This is a genomic window from Streptomyces synnematoformans, from assembly GCF_039531005.1.
GTDB lineage: Bacteria > Actinomycetota > Actinomycetes > Streptomycetales > Streptomycetaceae > Streptomyces > Streptomyces synnematoformans.
In genome coordinates this window covers 15167-34913 of record NZ_BAAAPF010000037.1, presented here as the reverse complement: position 1 = coordinate 34913, position 19747 = coordinate 15167, and the positions used below count along the sequence as shown (strand labels likewise).

The window sequence follows — 19747 nt, the reverse complement described above, 5'->3', positions numbered from 1 at the left end:
TGGGTGATGAACAGCGCGATGCCCACGGCGATCGGCACCGCGATGGCCATCGCGATGACCGACGAGACGACCGTGCCGAAGGCCAGCACGGCGATGCCGAAGACCGGCGGGTCGGCGTTGGCGTTCCACTCGAAGGTGGTGAGGAAGTTGCCCTCGTTCTTCGACAGGGCCAGCGCGGCGCGGTAGGCGAGGAACGCCGCGATCGCGCCCATGATCACCAGCACGGTGATCCCGGACCCCTTGGACAGGCCGGCGAAGACCCGGTCGCCGAGGTGGGAGGCCGCCTTGCGGCGGCGGCGCGACGGCGTCGGCGCAGGTTCCGGCGGCGGGTCCGCGGTGCGTATGCCGGTGTCGGTACTCACGTTCGGTCTCCGGTCTGGGTGGGGCGGCGGCGCGGGGGTGTGCGCCTGTCGTCCCGGCGGCGGTGCACCGGATGGCGGGCCCGGGCCGCCCCGGCCCCCGCGCCGGTGGGCGCGGGGGCGGCGGGGGCCCGGGCGGGGGGTCAGGAGAGGGACTCCACGGTCGTACGGACCTTCTGCGCGACCTCGGCGGGCAGCGGGGCGTAGCCGAGCTGGCTCAGCTTCGACTGGCCGGCCTCGCTGGCCGTGTAGCCGAGGAAGGACTTGACCTTGGCGAGGTTGTCCTTGCTGTTGCCCTCGTCGCAGACGATCTCGTAGGTGAGCAGGGTCAGGGGGTACGCGCCCGCGGCGTCGGTGGTGTAGTCGAGCTGCATCGCCAGGTCGCTGCCGGTGCCGGTGACCTTGGCGGCGGCGATGGCCTTGGAGGCGTTCTCGCTGGTCGCCTCGACGGGCTCGGCGGCGCCGGTGTCCAGCAGGACGGTGTCGATGTCGCTGGCGGCGGCGTAGGACAGCTCGAAGTACGAGATCGCGCCGTCGGTCTGGTCCACCTGCGCGGAGACCCCGGAGGAGCCGTCCGCGGCCTGGCCGCCCGCCACGGGCCACTTCTTGCCGGGCTCGTGCGGCCAGGCGTCGGGCGCGGCGGCGGCGAGGTACCGCGTGAAGTTGTCGGTGGTGCCGGACTCGTCGGAGCGGTGCACCGGCTGGATCCCGGTGTCCGGCAGGTCGGCGTCCGGGTTGAGGTCGGCGATGGCCGGGTCGTCCCAGGCGGTGATGTCGCCGGTGAAGATCCGGGCGAGGGTGTCGGCGTCGAGGACGACGTCGTCCACGCCCTCCACGTGGTAGCCGACGGCGATGGGGCCGCCGAGCATCGGGATGTTGATGGCCTCGCCGTCCTTGCAGACCTTCTTCGACGTCTGGACCTCCTCGGGCTTCAGTACCGAGTCTGACCCGGCGAAGGCGGTCTTGCCCTGCAGGAACTCCTGGATGCCGGCGCCGGAGCCGGTGGCCTTGTAGTTGACGGTGACGTCCGGGCAGGCGCTCTGGTAGTCGCTGACCCACTGGTCGACGGCGTTCTTCTGCGCCGAGGAGCCCGACGCCAGCAGCTCGCCGGAGCCGGCGCACCGCACGTCGCCGGCGGCCTCCTGGGCGCCGCCGCCGGTGTCGGTGGAGCCGCCGGTGTTGTCGTCGGACCCGCAGGCGCCGAGGACGAGGGCGCCGGTGAGGGCCAGCGAGCCGGCGGCGGCGCGCAGCCGGGTGGTGCGGAGGAGCTTCACGGTGGGGGTCCTTTGCGGTTCTTACGGTTCTGGGCGAGACCTCTTCCTCAGGTATGCGCGTTCGCATCCGTCTCGCCTGCGCTGATTCACCTTTCGTCGCCGAAGTTAGGCAAATCAGGTGAATCGATCCGCCGTGTGAAGTGAACGGGAAGTGAATCTCCCCTCTCGTCCGGGCGACCGCCCCGCGGGCCCGGCCCGGGCCGCGCCCGGTGGGCCCCCTACGGGCCCTCCCGCAGCGGTTCCGGGGGCCGCGCGCTCCCGCTCGGCCGCGCGGGCACGTACGGTGAAGAGATGACGAGCATCGGTGGTACGGAGATGGTCGACTGGAATCTCGCGGTTGCGACCGCGACCCGGCTCGTGCGGCCGGGGCCCGAGGTAAGCCGCGACGAGGCACGCGCCATCGTCGGCGAGCTGCGGGCGCACGCCCGGTCGGCCGAGGAGCACGTACGCGAGTTCTCCCGGATGTATCCCGAGGGCGCCGACCCGCGGCACGACACCCCGGTCCTCGTGGTCGACCGGCCCGGCTGGATCAGGGCGAACGTCGCGGGCTTCCGCGCCGTCCTCGCGCCGCTGCTGGAGAAGATGGACAAGCGCCGCTCCGGCATCCCCGGCGGGGCCGTCCTCGGCGCCGTCGGCGGCAAGGTGACCGGCGTCGAGCTGGGGATGCTGCTGTCGTTCCTGTCCTCCCGCGTCCTTGGCCAGTACGAGACCTTCGCCCCCGCCACCCGCGACCTGCCCGGCGGCCCCGCCGCCCACGCCGGCTCCGACCGCGGCGGCGCCGGCCAGGGCCGGCTGCTGCTGATCGCGCCGAACATCGTCCACGTCGAACGGGAGCTGGAGGTCGCTCCGCACGACTTCCGGCTGTGGGTGTGCATCCACGAGGAGACCCACCGCACGCAGTTCACCGCGGTGCCGTGGCTGCGCGACCACCTGCAGGGCGAGATCCAGTCGTTCCTCGGCGAGACCGAGATCGACCCGGCCACCCTCCTGGACCGCGTACGCGAGGCGCTGCAGAGCCTCAGCGGCGGCAAGGAGGAGAACGGCGAGGAGCGCAGCATCGTCGAGGTCGTCCAGACCCCCGCGCAGCGGGAGATCCTCGGCCGGCTCACCGCCGTGATGTCCCTGCTGGAGGGGCACGCCGACTACGTGATGGACGGCGTCGGCCCGCAGGTCGTGCCGTCGGTCGCGGAGATCAGGGAGAAGTTCACCAAGCGGCGCCAGGCCGGCGCGGGCCGGCTGGACCAGGCGCTGCGCAAGCTGCTGGGCCTGGACGCGAAGCTGCGGCAGTACCGCGACGGCGAGCGCTTCGTCCGGCAGGTCGTGGCGGAGGTCGGCATGGACGGCTTCAACCGGGTGTGGACCTCGCCCAACACGCTGCCGACCAAGGCGGAGATCGCCAAACCGGCGGACTGGATCGCGCGGGTGCACAGCCGCGCCGAGAGCTGACGGCTGCTTCCGGCGGTTCCCGTGGCGGCGGTATGGGGCGCGAGTTTCACCCGTCCGAGGGAGCGAACCCGGCGTTGCCGCGTGCAATGCTCGGTTCTCCGCTCTCCTCTGTCACCATCGACACACGTACAGTGACGGCGGTCGAGGTGAGTCGGAGCGAGCTTTTCCGCCGCCAGCGAAAGTGAAGTGAAAGCCATGGGTCCCCATCCAGCGGTCGCCGCGATACGTCTGGCAGTACGCCGCGTTCTGCACGACGTGCTGACCGAGCACGCGACGGCGCAGGTTCCCGCCGCCGCCGTGTCCTCCCCGGCCGCCGCGGCCCCCGTGCCCGCCCCGGCCGCCCGCGCCCGCCTCTCCGCGGGCACCTCCGTCCGGGCCGTCCGCTGCCCGGCCGCCTCCGCCCCGCCGGGCGCCGGCGCCCCCGCCGCGTCCCCCTCCGCCGCGTCCCCCGCTGTCTCCTCCGCGTCCTCCGCTTCGGCCCCCGGCGCCGCGCCGGCCGCCGCCCCGCTCGTCCTCGTCGCCTGCTCCGGCGGCGCCGACTCCATGGCGCTCGCCTCCGCCCTCTCCTTCGAGGCCCCCCGCCAGGGCGCCCGCGCCGGCGGCATCACCGTCGACCACGGCCTCCAGGACGGCTCCGACCTGCGCGCCCAGGAGGTCGTCGCCCGGCTGCGCAGCCTCGGCCTGGACCCCGTCGAGTCCGTACGCGTCGACGTGGGCCGCGACGGCGGCCCCGAGGCCGCCGCCCGCGACGCCCGCTACGAGGCGCTGGACGAGGCCGCGCAGCGGCTCGGCGCCGCCGCCGTACTCCTCGGCCACACCCGCGACGACCAGGCCGAGACCGTGCTGCTGGCGCTCGCCCGCGGCTCCGGCGTGCGCTCCCTGTCCGGCATGGCCGCCACCTCCGGGCCCGGCGGCCGGTACCGCCGCCCGTTCCTCCAGATCGACCGCCAGGTCGCCCGCAAGGCGTGCCTGGTCCAGTCGCTGCCCGTCTGGGACGACCCGCACAACGCCGACCCCGCCTACACCCGCTCCCGCGTCCGCCACGAGGCGCTGCCCGTGCTGGAGAAGGCCCTCGGCCGCGGCGTCGTCGAGTCCCTGGCCCGCACCGCCCGGCTCGCCCGCGACGACGCCGACGCCCTCGACACCTGGGCCGCCGACGCCGAGCGCGGCGTGCGCGACGCCGAGGGCCGCCTCGACGTCCGCGGGCTGTACGCGCTGCCGCCCGCCGTCCGCCGCCGCATCCTGCGCCGCGCCGCGCTCGCGGCCGGCTCCCCCGGCGGCTCCCTCTTCAGCCGGCACGTCGAGGAGATGGACAAGCTCATCACCGGCTGGCGCGGCCAGGGCGCGATCAACCTCCCCGGCCGCGTGTCCGCCCGTCGCGAACAGGGCCGGCTGGTGGTCCGGCGTGACGGCTGAGGTGCCGTACGGCGCGGACGCGCTCCTGACCGGCCGGGGAACGGATGGCAGACTGTTCGTTCGGCAGTGGTCGTCGACGAACGAGAGTGACCCCGGGTGAATGAGAAGGACATGGGCGCGGACCTGGAGAACGTGCTCATCACCAAGGAAGAGATCGACGCCAAGCTCGCCGAGACGGCCGCGAAGATCGACGCGGAGTACGCGGACAAGGACCTCCTGATCGTCGGGGTGCTCAAGGGCGCCGTGATGGTCATGGCGGACCTCGCCCGCACGCTGTCCACACCGGTGACGATGGACTGGATGGCCGTCTCCTCGTACGGCGCGGGCACCCAGTCCTCCGGCGTCGTACGGATCCTCAAGGACCTCGACACCGACATCCAGGACCGGCACGTCCTGATCGTCGAGGACATCATCGACTCCGGCCTCACGCTCTCCTGGCTGCTGTCCAACCTCGGTTCGCGCCGCCCCGCCTCGCTGCGGGTGTTCACGCTGCTGCGCAAGCCGGAGGCGGCGAAGGTGCCCATCGACGTGGACTGGGTCGGCTTCGACATCCCCAACGAGTTCGTCGTCGGCTACGGGCTCGACTACGCCGAGAAGTACCGGAACCTGCCCTTCGTCGGCACCCTTGCGCCGCACGTGTACGGTGGCTGACGCAGTCCGCGGCGACGCGGGCGCGGACTGACGCGCGGGCCGAGGGGACCGCACGCCGCCGCCTCCCGGCGGCCGGATGCGGGCCGCTGCGGGCCGCCCGGGGAACACCGGGGGGTTTCCCGCCGTTGGAGCATGGGAAAGCCGGTTTGTTAGCCGTCCCCGCCGGGGGCGGGCGACAATTCTGGGGTACCGTCCGAACGTCAGTGGTTTCAGTTTGGACCGATAGCAGGCATACGCACGGCCACGGGCTCGGTCAGGAGCCAGCCGTGCCTCACTGGGCAGGAGGGACGGGGCGTAAAGCCGCCCCGTGTGGATGGACGTGAAGCGCTACTTCCGTGGGCCGGTCATGTGGATCGTGCTGGCCGTCCTTGCCGTGGTCCTGTTGATGCAGCTGGTCGGCTCCTCCGAGGGCTACAAGTCCGTGGACACCGCCAAGGTCGTCGCCGCGATCGAGAAGGACCGCGTCAGCTCCGCCGAGCTGACCACCGGCAACAGCGAGACCATCAAGGTTCAGCTGAAAGACGACGCCAAGAAGATCGACGGCAGCGACAAGGTCCAGGCGAACTACATCGACACCCAGGGTGCCGACCTCGCCGACCTGCTGCAGAACAGGTTCGACAAGGGCGAGATCCCCGACGGCTACTCGGTCAAGGAGACGAAGGACAACCCCTTCGTCAGCATCCTGCTCTCCCTGCTGCCGTTCGTCCTCATCGTGCTCGTCTTCCTCTTCCTGATGAACCAGATGCAGGGCGGCGGCTCCCGGGTCATGAACTTCGGGAAGTCCAAGGCCAAGCTCATCACGAAGGACACCCCGAAGACGACCTTCACCGACGTGGCCGGGGCCGACGAGGCCGTGGAGGAACTCCACGAGATCAAGGACTTCCTGCAGGAGCCCGCGAAGTTCCAGGCCGTCGGCGCCAAGATCCCCAAGGGCGTGCTGCTCTACGGCCCGCCCGGCACCGGCAAGACGCTGCTGGCCCGCGCCGTCGCCGGCGAGGCCGGGGTGCCGTTCTACTCCATCTCCGGCTCCGACTTCGTCGAGATGTTCGTCGGCGTCGGCGCCTCCCGCGTCCGCGACCTGTTCGAGCAGGCCAAGGCGAACGCGCCGGCGATCGTCTTCGTCGACGAGATCGACGCCGTCGGCCGGCACCGCGGCGCCGGCATGGGCGGCGGCCACGACGAGCGTGAGCAGACGCTGAACCAGCTGCTCGTCGAGATGGACGGCTTCGACGTCAAGGGCGGCGTCATCCTCATCGCGGCCACCAACCGGCCCGACATCCTCGACCCCGCGCTGCTGCGCCCCGGCCGCTTCGACCGGCAGATCGGCGTGGAGAGCCCGGACATGCAGGGCCGGCTGGAGATCCTCAAGGTCCACCAGAAGGGCAAGCCCATCGCCCCGGACGTGGACCTGTCCGCCGTCGCCCGGCGCACCCCCGGCTTCACCGGCGCCGACCTCAGCAACGTGCTCAACGAGGCCGCGCTGCTCACCGCCCGCAGCGACAAGAAGCTCATCGACAACTCGATGCTGGACGAGGCCATCGACCGCGTGGTCGCCGGCCCCCAGAAGCGCTCCCGGATCATGTCCGAGAAGGAGAAGAAGATCACCGCGTACCACGAGGGCGGGCACGCCCTGGTCGCGGCGGCCTCTCCCAGCGGCGACCCGGTGCACAAGGTGACGATCCTCTCCCGCGGCCGCGCCCTCGGCTACACGATGGTGCTGCCCGACGAGGACAAGTACTCCACCACGCGCAACGAGATGCTCGACCAGCTCGCGTACATGATGGGCGGCCGCGCGGCCGAGGAACTGGTCTTCCACGACCCGACGACCGGCGCCGCCAACGACATCGAGAAGGCCACCGGCCTCGCCCGCAAGATGGTCACGCAGTACGGCATGACCGAGCGGCTCGGCGCGATCAAGTTCGGCTCCGACCAGTCCGAGCCCTTCCTGGGCCGGGAGCTGTCCCACCAGCGCGACTACTCCGAGGAGGTCGCCGCGCTGGTCGACGAGGAGGTCAAGAAGCTGATCGAGACCGCGCACAACGAGGCGTGGGAGATCCTCGTCGAGAACCGCGACGTCCTCGACAACCTGGTGCTGGAGCTGCTGGAGAAGGAGACCCTCGGCAAGGACGAGATCGCCGAGATCTTCCGCCCGCTGGTCAAGCGCCCGCTGCGGCCGGCGTGGACCGGCTCCTCGCGGCGTACGCCCTCGACCCGGCCGCCGGTCGCCTCCCCGCGGGAGTCGAACGGGGCCGCCGCGACCGCGCCGAAGATGCTCGACAAGGCCGACACCCCGCCGGTGGGCGGCGGGCTGCCCGGCGGCCTGCAGGGCACGCTGCCGGGCGAGGGCCCGCAGCACGAGCCGTCGCCGAGCGAGGGCGGTCAGCCGTAGCGGGCACTGCGGAGACTGCGGATACTGCTGGAATGTGTGTGGCGCCCCCGAGGTTCTAGCCTTGGGGGCGCGGCCATACGCGCAGGACGCGCAGGTACGAGAGGCACGACGATGACGGATGCGGCATTCCGGCCGGACCACGGCCCGGAGCACGGGAGACCCGGGTACCCGGGGCCGGGCGGACCCGGGTACGGCGACTTCGACGAGAAGCGCGCCGAGAGCGCCGTGCGGGAACTGCTCATCGCCGTCGGCGAGGACCCGGACCGCGACGGTCTGCTGGACACGCCGGCGCGGGTGGCGCGCGCGTACAAGGAGATATTCGCCGGGCTGCGGCAGCGGCCGGAGGACGTGCTGACGACGACGTTCGACCTGGGCCACGACGAGATGGTGCTGGTCAAGGACATCGAGGTGCTGAGCACGTGCGAGCACCACCTGGTCCCGTTCGTGGGCTCCGCGCACGTGGGGTACATCCCCTCGCACGACGGGAAGATCACGGGGCTGTCGAAGCTGGCCCGGCTGGTGGACGTGTACGCGCGCAGGCCGCAGGTGCAGGAACGGTTGACCACGCAGATCGCGGACTCGCTGATGGAGATACTGGAGCCCCGCGGTGTGATCGTGGTCATCGAGTGTGAGCACATGTGCATGACGATGCGCGGGGTGCGGAAGCCGGGGGCGAAGACGCTGACGTCGGCGGTGCGCGGGCAGCTGCGGGACCCGGCGACGCGGGCCGAGGCGATGAGCCTGATCAAGGCGCGCTGATGGGGGACGGGGCGGAGGAGCCGAAGGCGTGCTGCGCGCCGGGCCGCGGGGGCGGTGGCCCGGAGGGGCTTGCGGGGCCGGGACGTACGGAGGCTGGACGGCCCGCTTCCGGAGCCGCGGCGGCCGTGGACACCGCGGTGGAGGGCGCCTCCGGGGCCGCCCCGGGGGCGTACGAGCCGCGCGGCGGCTGGCGGGAGCTGCCCGGCGGTACGTTCCGGATGGGGTGCGACGACGGGCCGTACCCGGACGACGGGGAGGGCCCGGCGCGTGACGTGACGGTCGACGGCTTCGCGGCCGCGGCGACGACGGTGACGAACGAGGAGTTCGCGGCCTTCGTGGAGGCGACGTCGCACGCCACGGACGCCGAGCGCTTCGGCTGGTCCTTCGTCTTCGCGGGCTTCCTGCCCAAGAACTTCCCGCCCACCGCCGCACCGCCGCAGACGCCCTGGTGGCGGCAGGTCCACCAGGCCGATTGGCGCCACCCAGAGGGCCCCGGCTCCGGCCTGCGCGGCCGCTGGGACCACCCGGTGGTGCACGTCTCGCACGCCGATGCGCTCGCCTTCTGCGCCTGGGCGGGCACGCGGCTGCCGACGGAGGCGGAGTGGGAGTACGCGGCGCGCGGCGGGCTGGACGGCCAGCCGTACCCGTGGGGCGCGGAGCGGGAGCCGGCGGGCGCGTACCGGATGAACATCTGGCGCGGCAGCTTCCCCGACCGCAACACGGCGGCCGACGGCTACCGCGGCACCTGCCCGGTCGACGCCTTCGAGCCCAACGCCCACGGGCTGTACAACGCGACGGGCAACGTGTGGGAGTGGTGCGCCGACTGGTTCCACGCCCGGCACCACCGCAAGGCGCCGCGCGACAACCCGCGCGGGCCGCGGCTGGGGCAGTCGCGGGTGCTGAAGGGTGGGTCGCACATGTGCCACGAGTCGTACTGCCTGCGGTACCGGACGTCGGCGCGGATGGGGAACACCCCGGACAGCTCCAGCGGCAATACAGGCTTCCGCACGGTCCGCACAGCCGCCCCCGCCCCCTCACCCCGCACTCCCACCCAAGGGTAGGCCCGCCCTGTGACACAGCGGCGCCGCGCGGGTCGCGTGGGCCGCCCTGTGCCGACGCCGGGCCGTGCGGGTCGGGTAGGCCGCCCGGAGCTGATGCCGGGCCGTGCGCGTCGGGTAGGCCGCCGTGCGTCGGCGCCGAGCCGTGTGCGTCGGCGCCCGACTCCGCGGTCGGCGTAGCCGTAACGCAGGCGCCCTGCCTCGGTCGCCGGGGCTCCCGAGGCGATGCCACGAACAACGCCGACCCACCTCACCCGCACTCCCACCCAAGGGTAGGCCCGCCCCCTGACACGGCCGCTCGACGCCGTACGCACCGCCCGTCCCTGCCCGCCCCGTCCGCTCCCGCCCGCCCTGCCGGGGCAGGGCCGGCCGGGGGCGCATACGCTGGTGCTATGACGGGTGCGCGCAGAGGGCAGGTGGCGGGGCTGCCGGACTACGGCCGCTGTGCCGTCATGGGCGTCGTCAACGTCACTCCCGACTCCTTCTCCGACGGCGGCCTGTGGTTCGACCCCGCGACCGCCATCAAGCACGGCATCGACCTCGTCGCCACCGGCGCCGACATCGTCGACGTCGGCGGCGAGTCCACCCGCCCCGGCGCGCCCCGCGTGGACGAGGACGAGGAGCTGCGCCGCGTCCTGCCCGTCGTACGGGGCCTCGCGGCCGAAGGCGTACTCGTCTCCGTCGACACCATGCGCGCCACCGTCGCCGAACGGGCGGTCGCCGCCGGCGCCCGGCTCGTCAACGACGTCAGCGGCGGCCTCGCCGACCCCGCGATGGTGTCGGCGGTGGCCGAAGCGGACGTGCCGTTCGTCGTCATGCACTGGCGCGGGCAGTCCATCGACATGAACAACCGCGCGGTCTACGCGGACACCGTCACCGAGGTCGTCGACGAACTGCGCCGCAGCCTGGACCGGGCCGCGGCCGGCGGGATCGGCCTTGAGCGCATCATCGTCGACCCGGGTCTCGGCTTCGCCAAGGAGACGCCGCACGACCTCGTGCTGCTGAACAGCCTCGCCCGGCTGCGCGCGGAGCTGGGCCGGCCGCTGCTGGTGGCGGCGTCGCGGAAGCGGTTCCTCGGGCGGGTGCTGGCCGGCCCGGACGGTGCCCCGCCGCCGGCCCGCGAGCGGGACGCCGCGACGGCGGCGGTGTCCGCGATAGTGGCGCGGGAGGGCGCGTGGGCCGTACGGGTCCACGAGGTGCGGCCGACGGCGGACGCGGTGCGGGTGGCGTCGGCGCTGGAGGGCCCCGGCGCGTAGCACCGGCGTACGGAGACGCAGACGAACCCGCGGTCATCCGTCGTTGTCGGAGGGGCGGCCTACCCTGGGGCGGGAGTGCGGGGAAGGCGCGGTCAGCGCGGTGCGGTGGAGCGGCCTGCCCGAGGGCGGGAGCTCGGGGTACGTACATTGCCCACGCGCCCGGGCGGGCCCGGCGGCCTCCCCAACCCTCGCCCCGTCGCACAAGGCCCGGATCGCGTTCATAGCCCGTTCGAGTCGACGTCACGCGCCATACGGCTGCCCCGTCGACCCTCCGGGTAGACGCGGCGAGAGCCGGGGCCGGGCCGCGGGCAGTCGCGACAGCCCCGGTCGTACAGCTTGTCACCAGCCGCAGGTACATTCGATCGAGGGCCCCGGGGCGGGGCCGGGCGTCGCGGCGGCACAGCTTCAGCGCTCGCGACCCCCCGAGTCCCGTCGGGCCCCGGGCACCGGGCACCGGGCCGGCATCGACCGAGACGAGCCGCACGAGCCGCACGCAGCCCAGGGGACGGCCACCGACGCAGGACGCACAAAGGCAGGACGCACAGGACACACAGAACGCACGGGACACGCACGGCACGCAGACGCACAGGACACACGACGCAGGACGCAGAAGGTACACGCACCACGCAGGAGGCGAGGCGAGCCATGACCGTAGCCGACCGGGTTGCGCTGCACGGCCTCAGGGCACGCGGTCATCACGGCGTCTTCGCCCACGAGCGTGCCGAGGGCCAGCCCTTCGTCGTCGACCTCGTCCTCCACCTGGACACCCGCGCGGCCGCCGCCGACGACGACCTGGCGCAGACCGTCCACTACGGCGTCGTCGCCGAAGAGGCCGTCGCCGTCGTCGAGGGAGAGCCGGTGGACCTGATCGAGACGCTCGCCGAGCGGATCGCCGCGCAGTGCCTGAGACACTCGCCCGTGCAGCAGGTGGAGGTGACGGTGCACAAGCCGGACGCGCCGATCACCGTGCCGTTCGACGACGTGACCATCACCATCACCCGAAGCAGAGGTTGATCATTGAATCGCAGCGACCCGACCGTGCAGCCAGTGCCGCCTTCCGTGGTCGAGCAGGTCGACGCGGCCGACTCGACCCTGCAGAACCCCAAACTGGCCGTGCTCTCCGTCGGCAGTAACCTCGGCAACCGCCTGGAGACCCTCCAGGGCTCCGTGGACGCGCTGGAGGACACCCCCGGCCTCCGCGTCAAGGCCGTCTCCCCGGTGTACGAGACCGACCCCTGGGGCGTCGAGCCGGGCAGCCAGCCGACGTTCTTCAACGCCGTCCTGCTCGTACGGACCACCCTCCCGCCCGCCTCCCTCATGGAGCGCGCCCACGCCGTCGAGGAGGCCTTCTCGCGCGTACGGGACACCGAGTGGGGCCCGCGCACGCTGGACGTCGACATCGTGGCGTACCAGGGCGTCGTCTCCGACGACCCCGCCCTGACACTTCCGCATCCCCGCGCGCATGAGCGCGCCTTCGTGCTCGTCCCGTGGTACGACGTGGATCCCACGGCCGAGCTGCCCGGGCACGGCCCGGTGTCCGAGTTGCTGACGCAGGTCGGCCGGCAGGGCGTGCACAAGCGTGCGGATCTCGAACTGCGGCTGCCCGACTGAGCGCGTTCCGCCGGTCCTTCGGGGCTACGATCTCTGGGAGTTCTGGGAGGAGCGCGTTCGGTGAGGCAACTGCGCATCGGGGTGTTGGCCGGCATCTTCGTGGTGGCGGGGGTACTGGCCTGGGCGGGATCCCGGCTGTGGAACTCGGTGGGCACGCTCCCGAGCGTCCCCGTCGCCGCCCCGGTGGTGCTGGCGCTGATCGCCACGATCCTGACGGCGACGGCCCTGTCCATCCGCTCCCGGCTCGGCGCGCAGCGCGAGCGCGATCCGCAGGCCAAGGGGGTCGACCCGATGATGGCGGCGCGGGCGGTGGTGCTGGGGCAGGCGAGCGCGCTGGTCTCGGCGCTGGTGGCGGGGCTGTACGCGGGGCTGGGGCTCTTCCTCGTACTGGACGGGCTGGACTACGGCACGCGCCGCTCGCAGGTGGTGTACGCGGCGCTGGCGGTGGTGGCGGCGGCACTGGTGGTCGCGGCGGCGTTCTTCCTGGAACGGGTGTGCAAGCTGCCGGACGACGATGACGACGACGGGCCGTTGCCGCGGGCCTAGGGCACGGTTCGTACGGCCGCTAGGCTCGGCACCATGACTGCCGCGCCCACCGGAGACGCCGCCACCGGAGACGCCGCCCACGCCCCCGCCGCCGGGGGCACCGCCCCGCTGACGGTCGGCATCGGCGGCGCGGCCGAGCAGACCGACATGGTGCTCAACATCGGCCCGCAGCACCCCTCCACCCACGGCGTGCTGCGCCTGCGCCTGGTCGTCGACGGCGAGCGCGTCGTCAGCGCGGAACCGGTCATCGGCTACATGCACCGCGGCGCGGAGAAACTCTTCGAAGCCCGCGACTACCGCCAGATCCTCGTCCTCGCCAACCGCCACGACTGGCTGTCGGCCTTCTCCAACGAGCTGGGCGTGGTCCTGGCCGTCGAGCGCATGCTCGGCATGGAGGTGCCGGAGCGGGCGGTGTGGCTGCGTACGCTGCTCGCCGAGCTGAACCGGGTCCTCAACCACCTGATGTTCCTCGGCTCGTACCCCCTCGAACTCGGCGGCATCACCCCCATCTTCTACGCCTTCCGCGAGCGCGAGGACCTCCAGGCCGTCATGGAGGAGGTCTCCGGCGGGCGCATGCACTACATGTTCAACCGCGTCGGCGGCCTCAAGGATGAACTGCCCGCCGGCTGGACGGGCCGGGCACGCGCGGCCGTACGCGCGGCGCGGGCGCGGATGGACGTCTTCGACCGGCTGGTGCTGGGCAACGAGATCTTCCGCGGCCGCACGCGCGGCGTCGGCGTACTGCCGCCGCAGACCGTGCATGCGTACGGCGTGAGCGGGCCCATCGGGCGCGCCTCGGGGGTGGACTTCGACCTGCGCCGCGACGAGCCGTATCTGGCGTACGGGGAACTGGGCGGCACGCTGCGCGTCGTCACCCGCGAGGAGGGCGACTGCCTCGCGCGCTTCGAGGTGCTGCTGGCGCAGACGCACAACTCCCTCGACCTGGCCGACGCCTGCCTGGACCGGCTGGCGGAGCTGCCGCCGGGGCCGGTGAACCAGCGGCTGCCGAAGGTGCTGAAGGCGCCGGAGGGGGAGACGTACGCCTGGACGGAGAACCCGCTGGGGCTGAACGGCTACTACCTGGTGTCGAAGGGTGAGAAGACGCCGTACCGGCTGAAGCTGCGCTCCGCGTCGTACAACAACATACAGGCGCTGACCGAGCTGCTGCCGGGGACGCTGGTGCCGGACATGGTGGCGATCCTGGGGTCGATGTTCTTCGTGGTCGGGGACATCGACAAGTGAGGAGAAACGCGGGCGAATCCCCGCTCAGCTGGCCTGCTCCAGGTCGATGACGGGGCCGACGGGCCCGTGCGGGTCGTCGTCGGGGTCGTCGGTGTCGTCGCCGTCGCCGGAGGCCGCGGGGACGACACCGGAGCCGGCCTGGCCCGCGGCTTCGGCACCGTCGCCAGCTTCGGCCCGGGCCCCGGCTTCGGCGAGGACCTCGGGCCCGACGACGTCGGCGAGGTCGGCGCCGGGGTCGCCGGGCTCCTCGGGCGCGGGACGGTGGCCGCTGCCGGCCGGGCCGCGGTCCGCCCGCGGGGAGCCGCCGGCACGGCGCTGGCCGGGCGGAACCGGCCGCCTGGTCGGGGCGAAGTAGCTGAAGCCGGCGGCGTCGCCGGAGGGCGCCTGCTCGTGGGTCTGCCCGTGGCCCTGACGCGCGGCGTTGCCGGCGAGGTCGTCGAGGGCGCGGGAGGCGCGCAGGTACGTGGCGGGGGAGGGCGGCCGCGCCTGCGGCTGACCGCCGACGGGCGGCAGCTGCTTGACGGGCGTCGCGGCCTCGATGGCCAACTGCCGCCGCCCTTCGAGCGCGGAGGCGCGCTCGGACTCGGCGGTGGCGTACCGCGCGAGCAGCGCCGCGTGATCCGTACGCAGCCGGGCGAGGTCGACGTGCCGCGCCCCGAGCCGCTTCTCCAGCTCCCCGCGGATGCGACGGGCCTCTTCGAGGTCGCCCTTCAGCTCGGCCAGCTGCTCCTCGTGCCGCCGCTCGGCCCGCGCCCGGGCTCCGGTGGCCTCGGTGACCTGGAGGGCAGCCGTACGATCCCGCAACCGCAACAGCGCCGAAGCCCCCACCGCGGCCCCGGCGGCCCCCACGGCAAGCCACCGCACGGCCGACCCGTCCCCGGAAACCAGCCACGCCCCGGCGGCGCAACCCAGCGCGACCACGGCGAAGGACACGGGCGGCAGGAGCCCGCGCATCGGCGACGAGAAGCGGTGGCGTCCACGAGGCATGGCGGCAACTTACCGCGGAGATGTCCCAAATGGAGCAGCCCAGAACCGATCGTTTCCCGCCAGTTACGTCCCACCCGCCCACCACCCCCGCCCCGGCCACCCCCGGAGACCGGCCTGGAGGCCGGCCCCGGCCCCGCGGCCCGGACCGGCCGCGCGGGGCGGCGGGGCGGGGGTCGCGAATTAGCGGAATCGGTTTAGCGGGACTGACGTCGACTGGTTCGGGCCAGCACTCGGTGGAATTTCATCATTGCCGGAAGAGGCAATGTCTGACGAAAATTCGACGGTGGTGCAACTGGATCAGACTTCGATAGCGTCACGTCACACAGAGTTCCCCCTATCTCCCCGGAGTCGACGTGAAGCGCCGCCCTCTCCCCGCCGCCGCGGCGGCCGTTGCCGCCCTGAGCCTGCTCCTCGCCGCCTGCGGCGGCAGCGACGACGACACGAACGCGGACGACAAGATCAAGGGCGCCGAGTCGGCCACCGCGTCTCCCTCGCCGAGCGAGTCGGCCGCGGAGAGACCGAAGATCGAACTGCCGGACGAGGCGAAGAACGTGTTCGAGGACGCCGAGACCGGCGACCCGAAGAAGGACGCGGTGCTGGCGGACAACGCCGACATGGTCAACGCTCTCGACGACGCAATCTTCCGCGGCACTACTGACACCGAAGCCCTCAACTTCTTCCTTTCCGATCTCGGCAGGATGAAGGCGACCCAGTTCGTCAAGGGCTACTTGGACAACGATCACGCGTGGGCCGGCACCACCCGATACTTCGATCGGCAAGTGAGTTTCCGGGACGACGGTGCGGCCGTGGTCATCTACTGCGCGGACGAGCGCAACGCCTATCTCACCGATGCCAAGACAGGTAAAGCGGACAGTGAGGCATCCGCTGGGACAAAGCCGTACGTGCTGTACAACACGCGCCTTGAGTAGAACGAGCTGGGTGTCTGGCAGACGGTCAACGTCATTTCAGATCGAGGGGCAGCGCAATGCAAGCCGTGAAACAGTCTCTCATCGCGTTAGGTTCTGCCCTTGCGGTGCTCGGACTGTTATCCATTCCTGTTGCTGCCCAGGGAGGGGGAAAGGGTGGCGCAGGGGACTTTGGCGCGGCTCCGGTTGAGGAAGGCCGCGTCGCAGGCGACTCTATTTCGGCAGAAGCCGCGGCCGAGGTCTTATATTCGACCAGTACAGGATCAGGCGACAATTCCGAAGGATCGCTGACACCGGTGAGCGACTGGTCCCCTCCATCCTGTTGGTACGCACCCAAGTGGACGGCGGAGGAGGCTGCGCAAACCCGGTTCGACGGGATGGTCGACGTGAGTCCTCAACACGACGCGGGCAATGCCGAGGCCATGAAGGAAAGGTACATCGACGGTGAGCACGGTGCATTCAATGTCGAGAAGAACAACAAGGGCTACTGGTGGGGTGCGTACACCAACCCCGCCGCGGATAGCAGCCAGTCTTCCTTGGACTGTGCCGAGATGCCTTTCTGGGTAGACACCGGTGACGAGCCGCCCGCCGAGATCGAGAACACCATCAACCCCGAGATCCTCGCCCAACTCGCCTACCAGGAGATCCGCATCCCGGAGGCCACCCCGACCCTGCAGCCGGACGGCGACCGGCAGGTCGTGAACCTTCCCACCTGGGTGTCCGTGGACGACGCCGCTTTCCAGCCTGTCTCCGCCACCGCCAGAGTCGACGTACTCGGCATCGAGGCCACAACCACCGCCACCCCCGGAAGCCTGCACATCGACCCCGGCACCGACGACGCCCTCACCTTCCCCGAGTCCGGTGAATGCCTCCTCAACGACGACGGCAGCGTCGGCCGGAAGAGGCCCGCCGGTGCCGAGGGGGCGCCGCCCTGTGGTGTGCAATACCTCCGGTCCACGGAGGCGACCGGGCCGTACGAGTTCGAGGGCAGCGTCACCTGGGACGTCAGCTGGACCGGGACCAACAACCCCGAACCCACCGAACTGCCTTCCGGGACGTTCGCCAGCGAGCAGGACGTCACCGTCAGGGAAATCCAGTCTGTCGTCCGGTGACGACAACGCGACGCCAGGCGTACAGCCGGCTGTCTGCCGTGACCGCGACCCGAGCCTTGCATGGCAGTACATGCAGCAGAGCAATCACTTCCGGCCCTGGACGGACGGGAAGGACGAGATGGCGGACTTAAAGATCAAGGGCGACGTTCTCGACGAACTGCACCACACCTTCACCACCATCGCCAAGCGAATGGACCGCGCCAGCAGGTCGATGAAAGGCGCGGACAGCGAAGCCGTCGGGGCCTGGATGCTGATCAAGCACGTACAGGACTTCGCCGACGAATGGGACTACGGCATCGAACAGCTGGGGAAGCACGCCGACGGGGCGGCGCGGATGCTTCGGAAGATCGCCAAGGACTTCGACGGGCTGGAGCGCGAGCTTGAGGCGGCCCTTCGGCCCAAGGGGAAGTGACGTGGGCGACAAGGGCTTCCCCAACCTCGGTTTCGCCCCGGCGCCCGGCGACGTGCACGCCACCCGGCAGCTTTCCCGTGCGATAGGAAAACTCGCCGACGAACTGGGCACGACGGTGACGGAACTGGAGCGCATCGACGGCGGCCAGTGGAAGGGCAAGGCGGCCACCGCGTTCACCGATCACGTGGTCGAGGACGTGGCGCCGGACATGAAGCGGGCGTACACCTCCTTCGACAAGGCCGCCACCGCCCTGCGGCGTTGGGCCGTGGACCTGGAACGCTTCCAGGACGAGGCGGCCGGCCTGGAACGCGAGGCGCGTCTCAAGCGGGATGCCCTCGGCGAAGCGCAGCGCCTCGTGGCCGCCGGGGCGGCGACGCCGTACCTCGACGGCCCGGCGGCGGGCCGCGCCGCGGAAGAGCGTGAGACGGAGAAGGAGAAGAAGCAGCAGGAGAAGCGGGAGGACGCCGCCGAGGCGGCGGGTGACGCGCTCGAAGACGTACGGAAACGGGCGGAGGAACTGCGGGAGCGCTACTTCCATGCGGCAAACGCAATCTGCCGGCATCTGGACACCGCGGCGGATATCGCTCCGGACGAGCCGGGGTTGTTCGACCGCATCGCGAGCGGTGTGTCGGATGTTCTCGGCGACACCCTCGACTGGGTCCAGGACCACGCGGACCTGATCAAGTTGATCGGTGACGTGCTCAGCTACGTCACCGCCGCGCTGGCGGTGCTCGCCATCGTCACCGCCCCCTTCGGGATCGGGGCGGCTTTCGCGACGGCCGCGCTGATCACGGGCGGGCTGACGCTGGCCACGCACGGGATCGCCAAGGCGGCGGGTGCGGATGTGAGCTGGGCGACCATCGGGTTGGACACCCTCGGGGTGCTGCCTGTCGCCGGGGCGTTCACAAAGGGCGCGAAGCTGGCCAATCTTGAGGCTGCACAGGCCCGCGTTGTGCAGCTTGGAACAAACTACGCCGCGAATTTACACAACGCACGCAACTACATCTCGTTCGGTGAGAAGGCCGGCAAGGTTATAGGCGGCGTCAGGCCATTCGGTCAGCGTGTAGCACTTTGGGGCCGAAGCGAGGTCGGCCTCCTGACGTCCAAGAGTGGTGATCTGCAGAGCCGGATGCTCGGAATTGCGCAGAAGGGCTACGGGGACGGCCAGTTGATCGGTACCAGAGGGCTCAGCTTCGTCAGTCGCAAACACATTGACATCGATCCGCTCTCTGTCGGCGGTCGGATGCTGGACTCCGGCACCAAGATGGCGCCGAAGTTGGTGACACTTCCGCAGCACCTTGGAACTGACGTTAACATCGGTGATCGTTTCGAGGCGGCCTTCGGTCGTTGAGGGGAAGGCGGGTCATGGGAGCGTGGGAGCCGCGTCCTGGCGAGACGTTACTCAGCCGTGGGCCGGTGGAGTTCGCTACGGGTATGGCGGCACCGGTCTCCGGAATGCGCTGGTTCCGAGATCCTGAGCGTCGTGACATTCAGCGCGAGTTGCCGGGTTGGCCGGAGGGGCCGACGTACGCGGCCCGTAGTCGGGCAGACCGGAATGTCCGTTCTACTGCTAGGGGGGCGGGTGCCGTCAGCCATGCGTTAGTCGCCCTGACCGCCGGTTTATTAGGGGCGGTGGGGTCGCCGTTCGGTGAGCCGCGAGTCCGGGGGAAGAGTGGGGATCCGGATAATGAGGTTGACGACTTCCCTGTCATGTGGGCGCAGGAGGGTGGGATCGCAAGGACCGCGCCCTGGCAGCTCGATCCTGCTCGCCGCCCCGCAAGGTTCCGGACGCACTTGGTCATCACCGACGTGCGCCTGGTGGTGGTGGGCTTTTCTGACGACGACACTTCCCGAGACGAACCGCTCTGGGAGGTCGACCAGTCGGTCGTCGCCCAGGTGGAGCGTAAGAAGTTCAGCAAGGGCGAACGGAACTTCAGAATCACCTTCACCGACGGCTCGTGGTGCCGATTCCACTCGTACAGCGAGAGTGCCGTGAACCGTATCCTGCGACACCTCTCGTCCACTTTCCTTCCGCTTGATCAGCTCACTCCGGCTCAGCAAAACGCCATCAGCATCTACCTGGCGGAATGTTCCTCTTCCGAGCAAGAGTCGGGTGGATCAGGATCCGTGTATCCCTATGGCATCGTCACTAGACGGCCGAGCGGGAACCTCCTGTTCGAAGCTTGGTCCGACCCGGCACATTCGGTCAACGGTCTCGACGGGTGCACCATGCACCTGATCAGCCCGGAAGGCGGACCTCCAAATTTGCAGCCTGGCGACCTCGACTGAAATCGGTGACACAC

The 19747-nt window shown here is 71.2% G+C and carries 18 protein-coding genes and 1 pseudogene; 16 read left to right on the top strand and 3 right to left on the bottom strand.

The genetic code is table 11. The features are described from left to right. A pseudogene (locus tag ABD317_RS09490) lies at nucleotides 1-362 on the bottom strand (phosphate ABC transporter permease subunit PstC); the annotation flags it as partial. 140 nt (nucleotides 363-502) lie between these two features. Then, a complete protein-coding gene (gene pstS / locus ABD317_RS09485) occupies nucleotides 503-1633 on the bottom strand; it encodes a phosphate ABC transporter substrate-binding protein PstS (RefSeq protein ID WP_344289350.1) in 1131 nt (376 codons plus the stop codon). Nucleotides 1634-1924: 291 nt separating this feature from the next. Here pstS and ABD317_RS09480 point away from each other — a divergent pair, with 291 nt between their 5' ends. The 11 genes from ABD317_RS09480 to ABD317_RS09430 all read left to right on the top strand — a co-directional run bounded on the left by ABD317_RS09480 (nucleotide 1925) and on the right by ABD317_RS09430 (nucleotide 14007). Next, a complete protein-coding gene (locus tag ABD317_RS09480) occupies nucleotides 1925-3079 on the top strand; it encodes a zinc-dependent metalloprotease (RefSeq protein WP_344289349.1) in 1155 nt (384 codons plus the stop codon). Between the two features lie 195 nt (nucleotides 3080-3274). Beyond that, nucleotides 3275-4495 (top strand): tRNA lysidine(34) synthetase TilS, encoded by a 1221-nt coding sequence (tilS, locus tag ABD317_RS09475; protein WP_344289348.1) that lies wholly within the window; start codon nucleotides 3275-3277, stop codon nucleotides 4493-4495. A 111-nt stretch (nucleotides 4496-4606) separates the two neighbouring features. After that, nucleotides 4607-5146: a hypoxanthine phosphoribosyltransferase gene (gene hpt, locus ABD317_RS09470; protein ID WP_037781965.1), complete on the top strand. Its 540-nt coding sequence runs from the start codon at nucleotides 4607-4609 to the stop codon at nucleotides 5144-5146. Between the two features lie 313 nt (nucleotides 5147-5459). Continuing rightward, nucleotides 5460-7535, top strand: coding sequence for an ATP-dependent zinc metalloprotease FtsH (ftsH, locus tag ABD317_RS09465; RefSeq protein ID WP_027754239.1), 2076 nt, complete (start codon nucleotides 5460-5462; stop codon nucleotides 7533-7535). Nucleotides 7536-7646: 111 nt separating this feature from the next. Continuing rightward, on the top strand, nucleotides 7647-8294 hold the full coding sequence (gene folE, locus ABD317_RS09460) for a GTP cyclohydrolase I FolE (protein WP_344289347.1): 648 nt from the start codon (nucleotides 7647-7649) through the stop codon (nucleotides 8292-8294). After that, nucleotides 8294-9355 (top strand): formylglycine-generating enzyme family protein, encoded by a 1062-nt coding sequence (locus ABD317_RS09455; RefSeq protein WP_344289346.1) that lies wholly within the window; start codon nucleotides 8294-8296, stop codon nucleotides 9353-9355. Before folE ends, ABD317_RS09455 begins: the two co-directional genes overlap by 1 nt. Before the next feature lie 389 nt (nucleotides 9356-9744). After that, a complete protein-coding gene (gene folP / locus ABD317_RS09450) occupies nucleotides 9745-10608 on the top strand; it encodes a dihydropteroate synthase (RefSeq protein ID WP_344289345.1) in 864 nt (287 codons plus the stop codon). A gap of 645 nt (nucleotides 10609-11253) precedes the next feature. Then, on the top strand, nucleotides 11254-11622 hold the full coding sequence (gene folB, locus ABD317_RS09445; protein ID WP_344289344.1) for a dihydroneopterin aldolase: 369 nt from the start codon (nucleotides 11254-11256) through the stop codon (nucleotides 11620-11622). A 3-nt stretch (nucleotides 11623-11625) separates the two neighbouring features. Further along, nucleotides 11626-12219 carry a 2-amino-4-hydroxy-6-hydroxymethyldihydropteridine diphosphokinase gene (folK, locus tag ABD317_RS09440; protein ID WP_344289343.1) on the top strand — a complete coding sequence of 198 codons (594 nt, stop codon included), beginning with the start codon at nucleotides 11626-11628 and terminating at the stop codon, nucleotides 12217-12219. Nucleotides 12220-12279: 60 nt separating this feature from the next. Further along, nucleotides 12280-12765 carry a DUF3180 family protein gene (locus ABD317_RS09435; protein WP_027754234.1) on the top strand — a complete coding sequence of 162 codons (486 nt, stop codon included), beginning with the start codon at nucleotides 12280-12282 and terminating at the stop codon, nucleotides 12763-12765. A gap of 147 nt (nucleotides 12766-12912) precedes the next feature. Then, nucleotides 12913-14007, top strand: a complete 1095-nt coding sequence (locus ABD317_RS09430) for an NADH-quinone oxidoreductase subunit D (RefSeq protein ID WP_344289353.1) — start codon at nucleotides 12913-12915, stop codon at nucleotides 14005-14007. Between the two features lie 24 nt (nucleotides 14008-14031). Here the strand turns inward: ABD317_RS09430 and ABD317_RS09425 are convergent, their stop codons facing one another. After that, nucleotides 14032-14994 carry a coiled-coil domain-containing protein gene (locus ABD317_RS09425; protein ID WP_344289342.1) on the bottom strand — a complete coding sequence of 321 codons (963 nt, stop codon included), beginning with the start codon at nucleotides 14992-14994 and terminating at the stop codon, nucleotides 14032-14034. A 353-nt stretch (nucleotides 14995-15347) separates the two neighbouring features. Here ABD317_RS09425 and ABD317_RS09420 point away from each other — a divergent pair, with 353 nt between their 5' ends. From ABD317_RS09420 to ABD317_RS09400, 5 genes are all read left to right on the top strand, one after another. Beyond that, a complete protein-coding gene (locus ABD317_RS09420; protein WP_344289341.1) occupies nucleotides 15348-15923 on the top strand; it encodes a hypothetical protein in 576 nt (191 codons plus the stop codon). 293 nt (nucleotides 15924-16216) lie between these two features. Continuing rightward, a complete protein-coding gene (locus ABD317_RS09415) occupies nucleotides 16217-17032 on the top strand; it encodes a hypothetical protein (RefSeq protein WP_344289340.1) in 816 nt (271 codons plus the stop codon). Between the two features lie 70 nt (nucleotides 17033-17102). Next, a complete protein-coding gene (locus tag ABD317_RS09410; protein WP_344289339.1) occupies nucleotides 17103-17444 on the top strand; it encodes a hypothetical protein in 342 nt (113 codons plus the stop codon). Nucleotide 17445: 1 nt separating this feature from the next. Continuing rightward, on the top strand, nucleotides 17446-18795 hold the full coding sequence (locus ABD317_RS09405; protein WP_344289338.1) for a WXG100 family type VII secretion target: 1350 nt from the start codon (nucleotides 17446-17448) through the stop codon (nucleotides 18793-18795). Nucleotides 18796-19238: 443 nt separating this feature from the next. Beyond that, nucleotides 19239-19733: a hypothetical protein gene (locus tag ABD317_RS09400; RefSeq protein WP_344289337.1), complete on the top strand. Its 495-nt coding sequence runs from the start codon at nucleotides 19239-19241 to the stop codon at nucleotides 19731-19733. The last annotated feature ends 14 nt before the right edge of the window (nucleotides 19734-19747 follow it).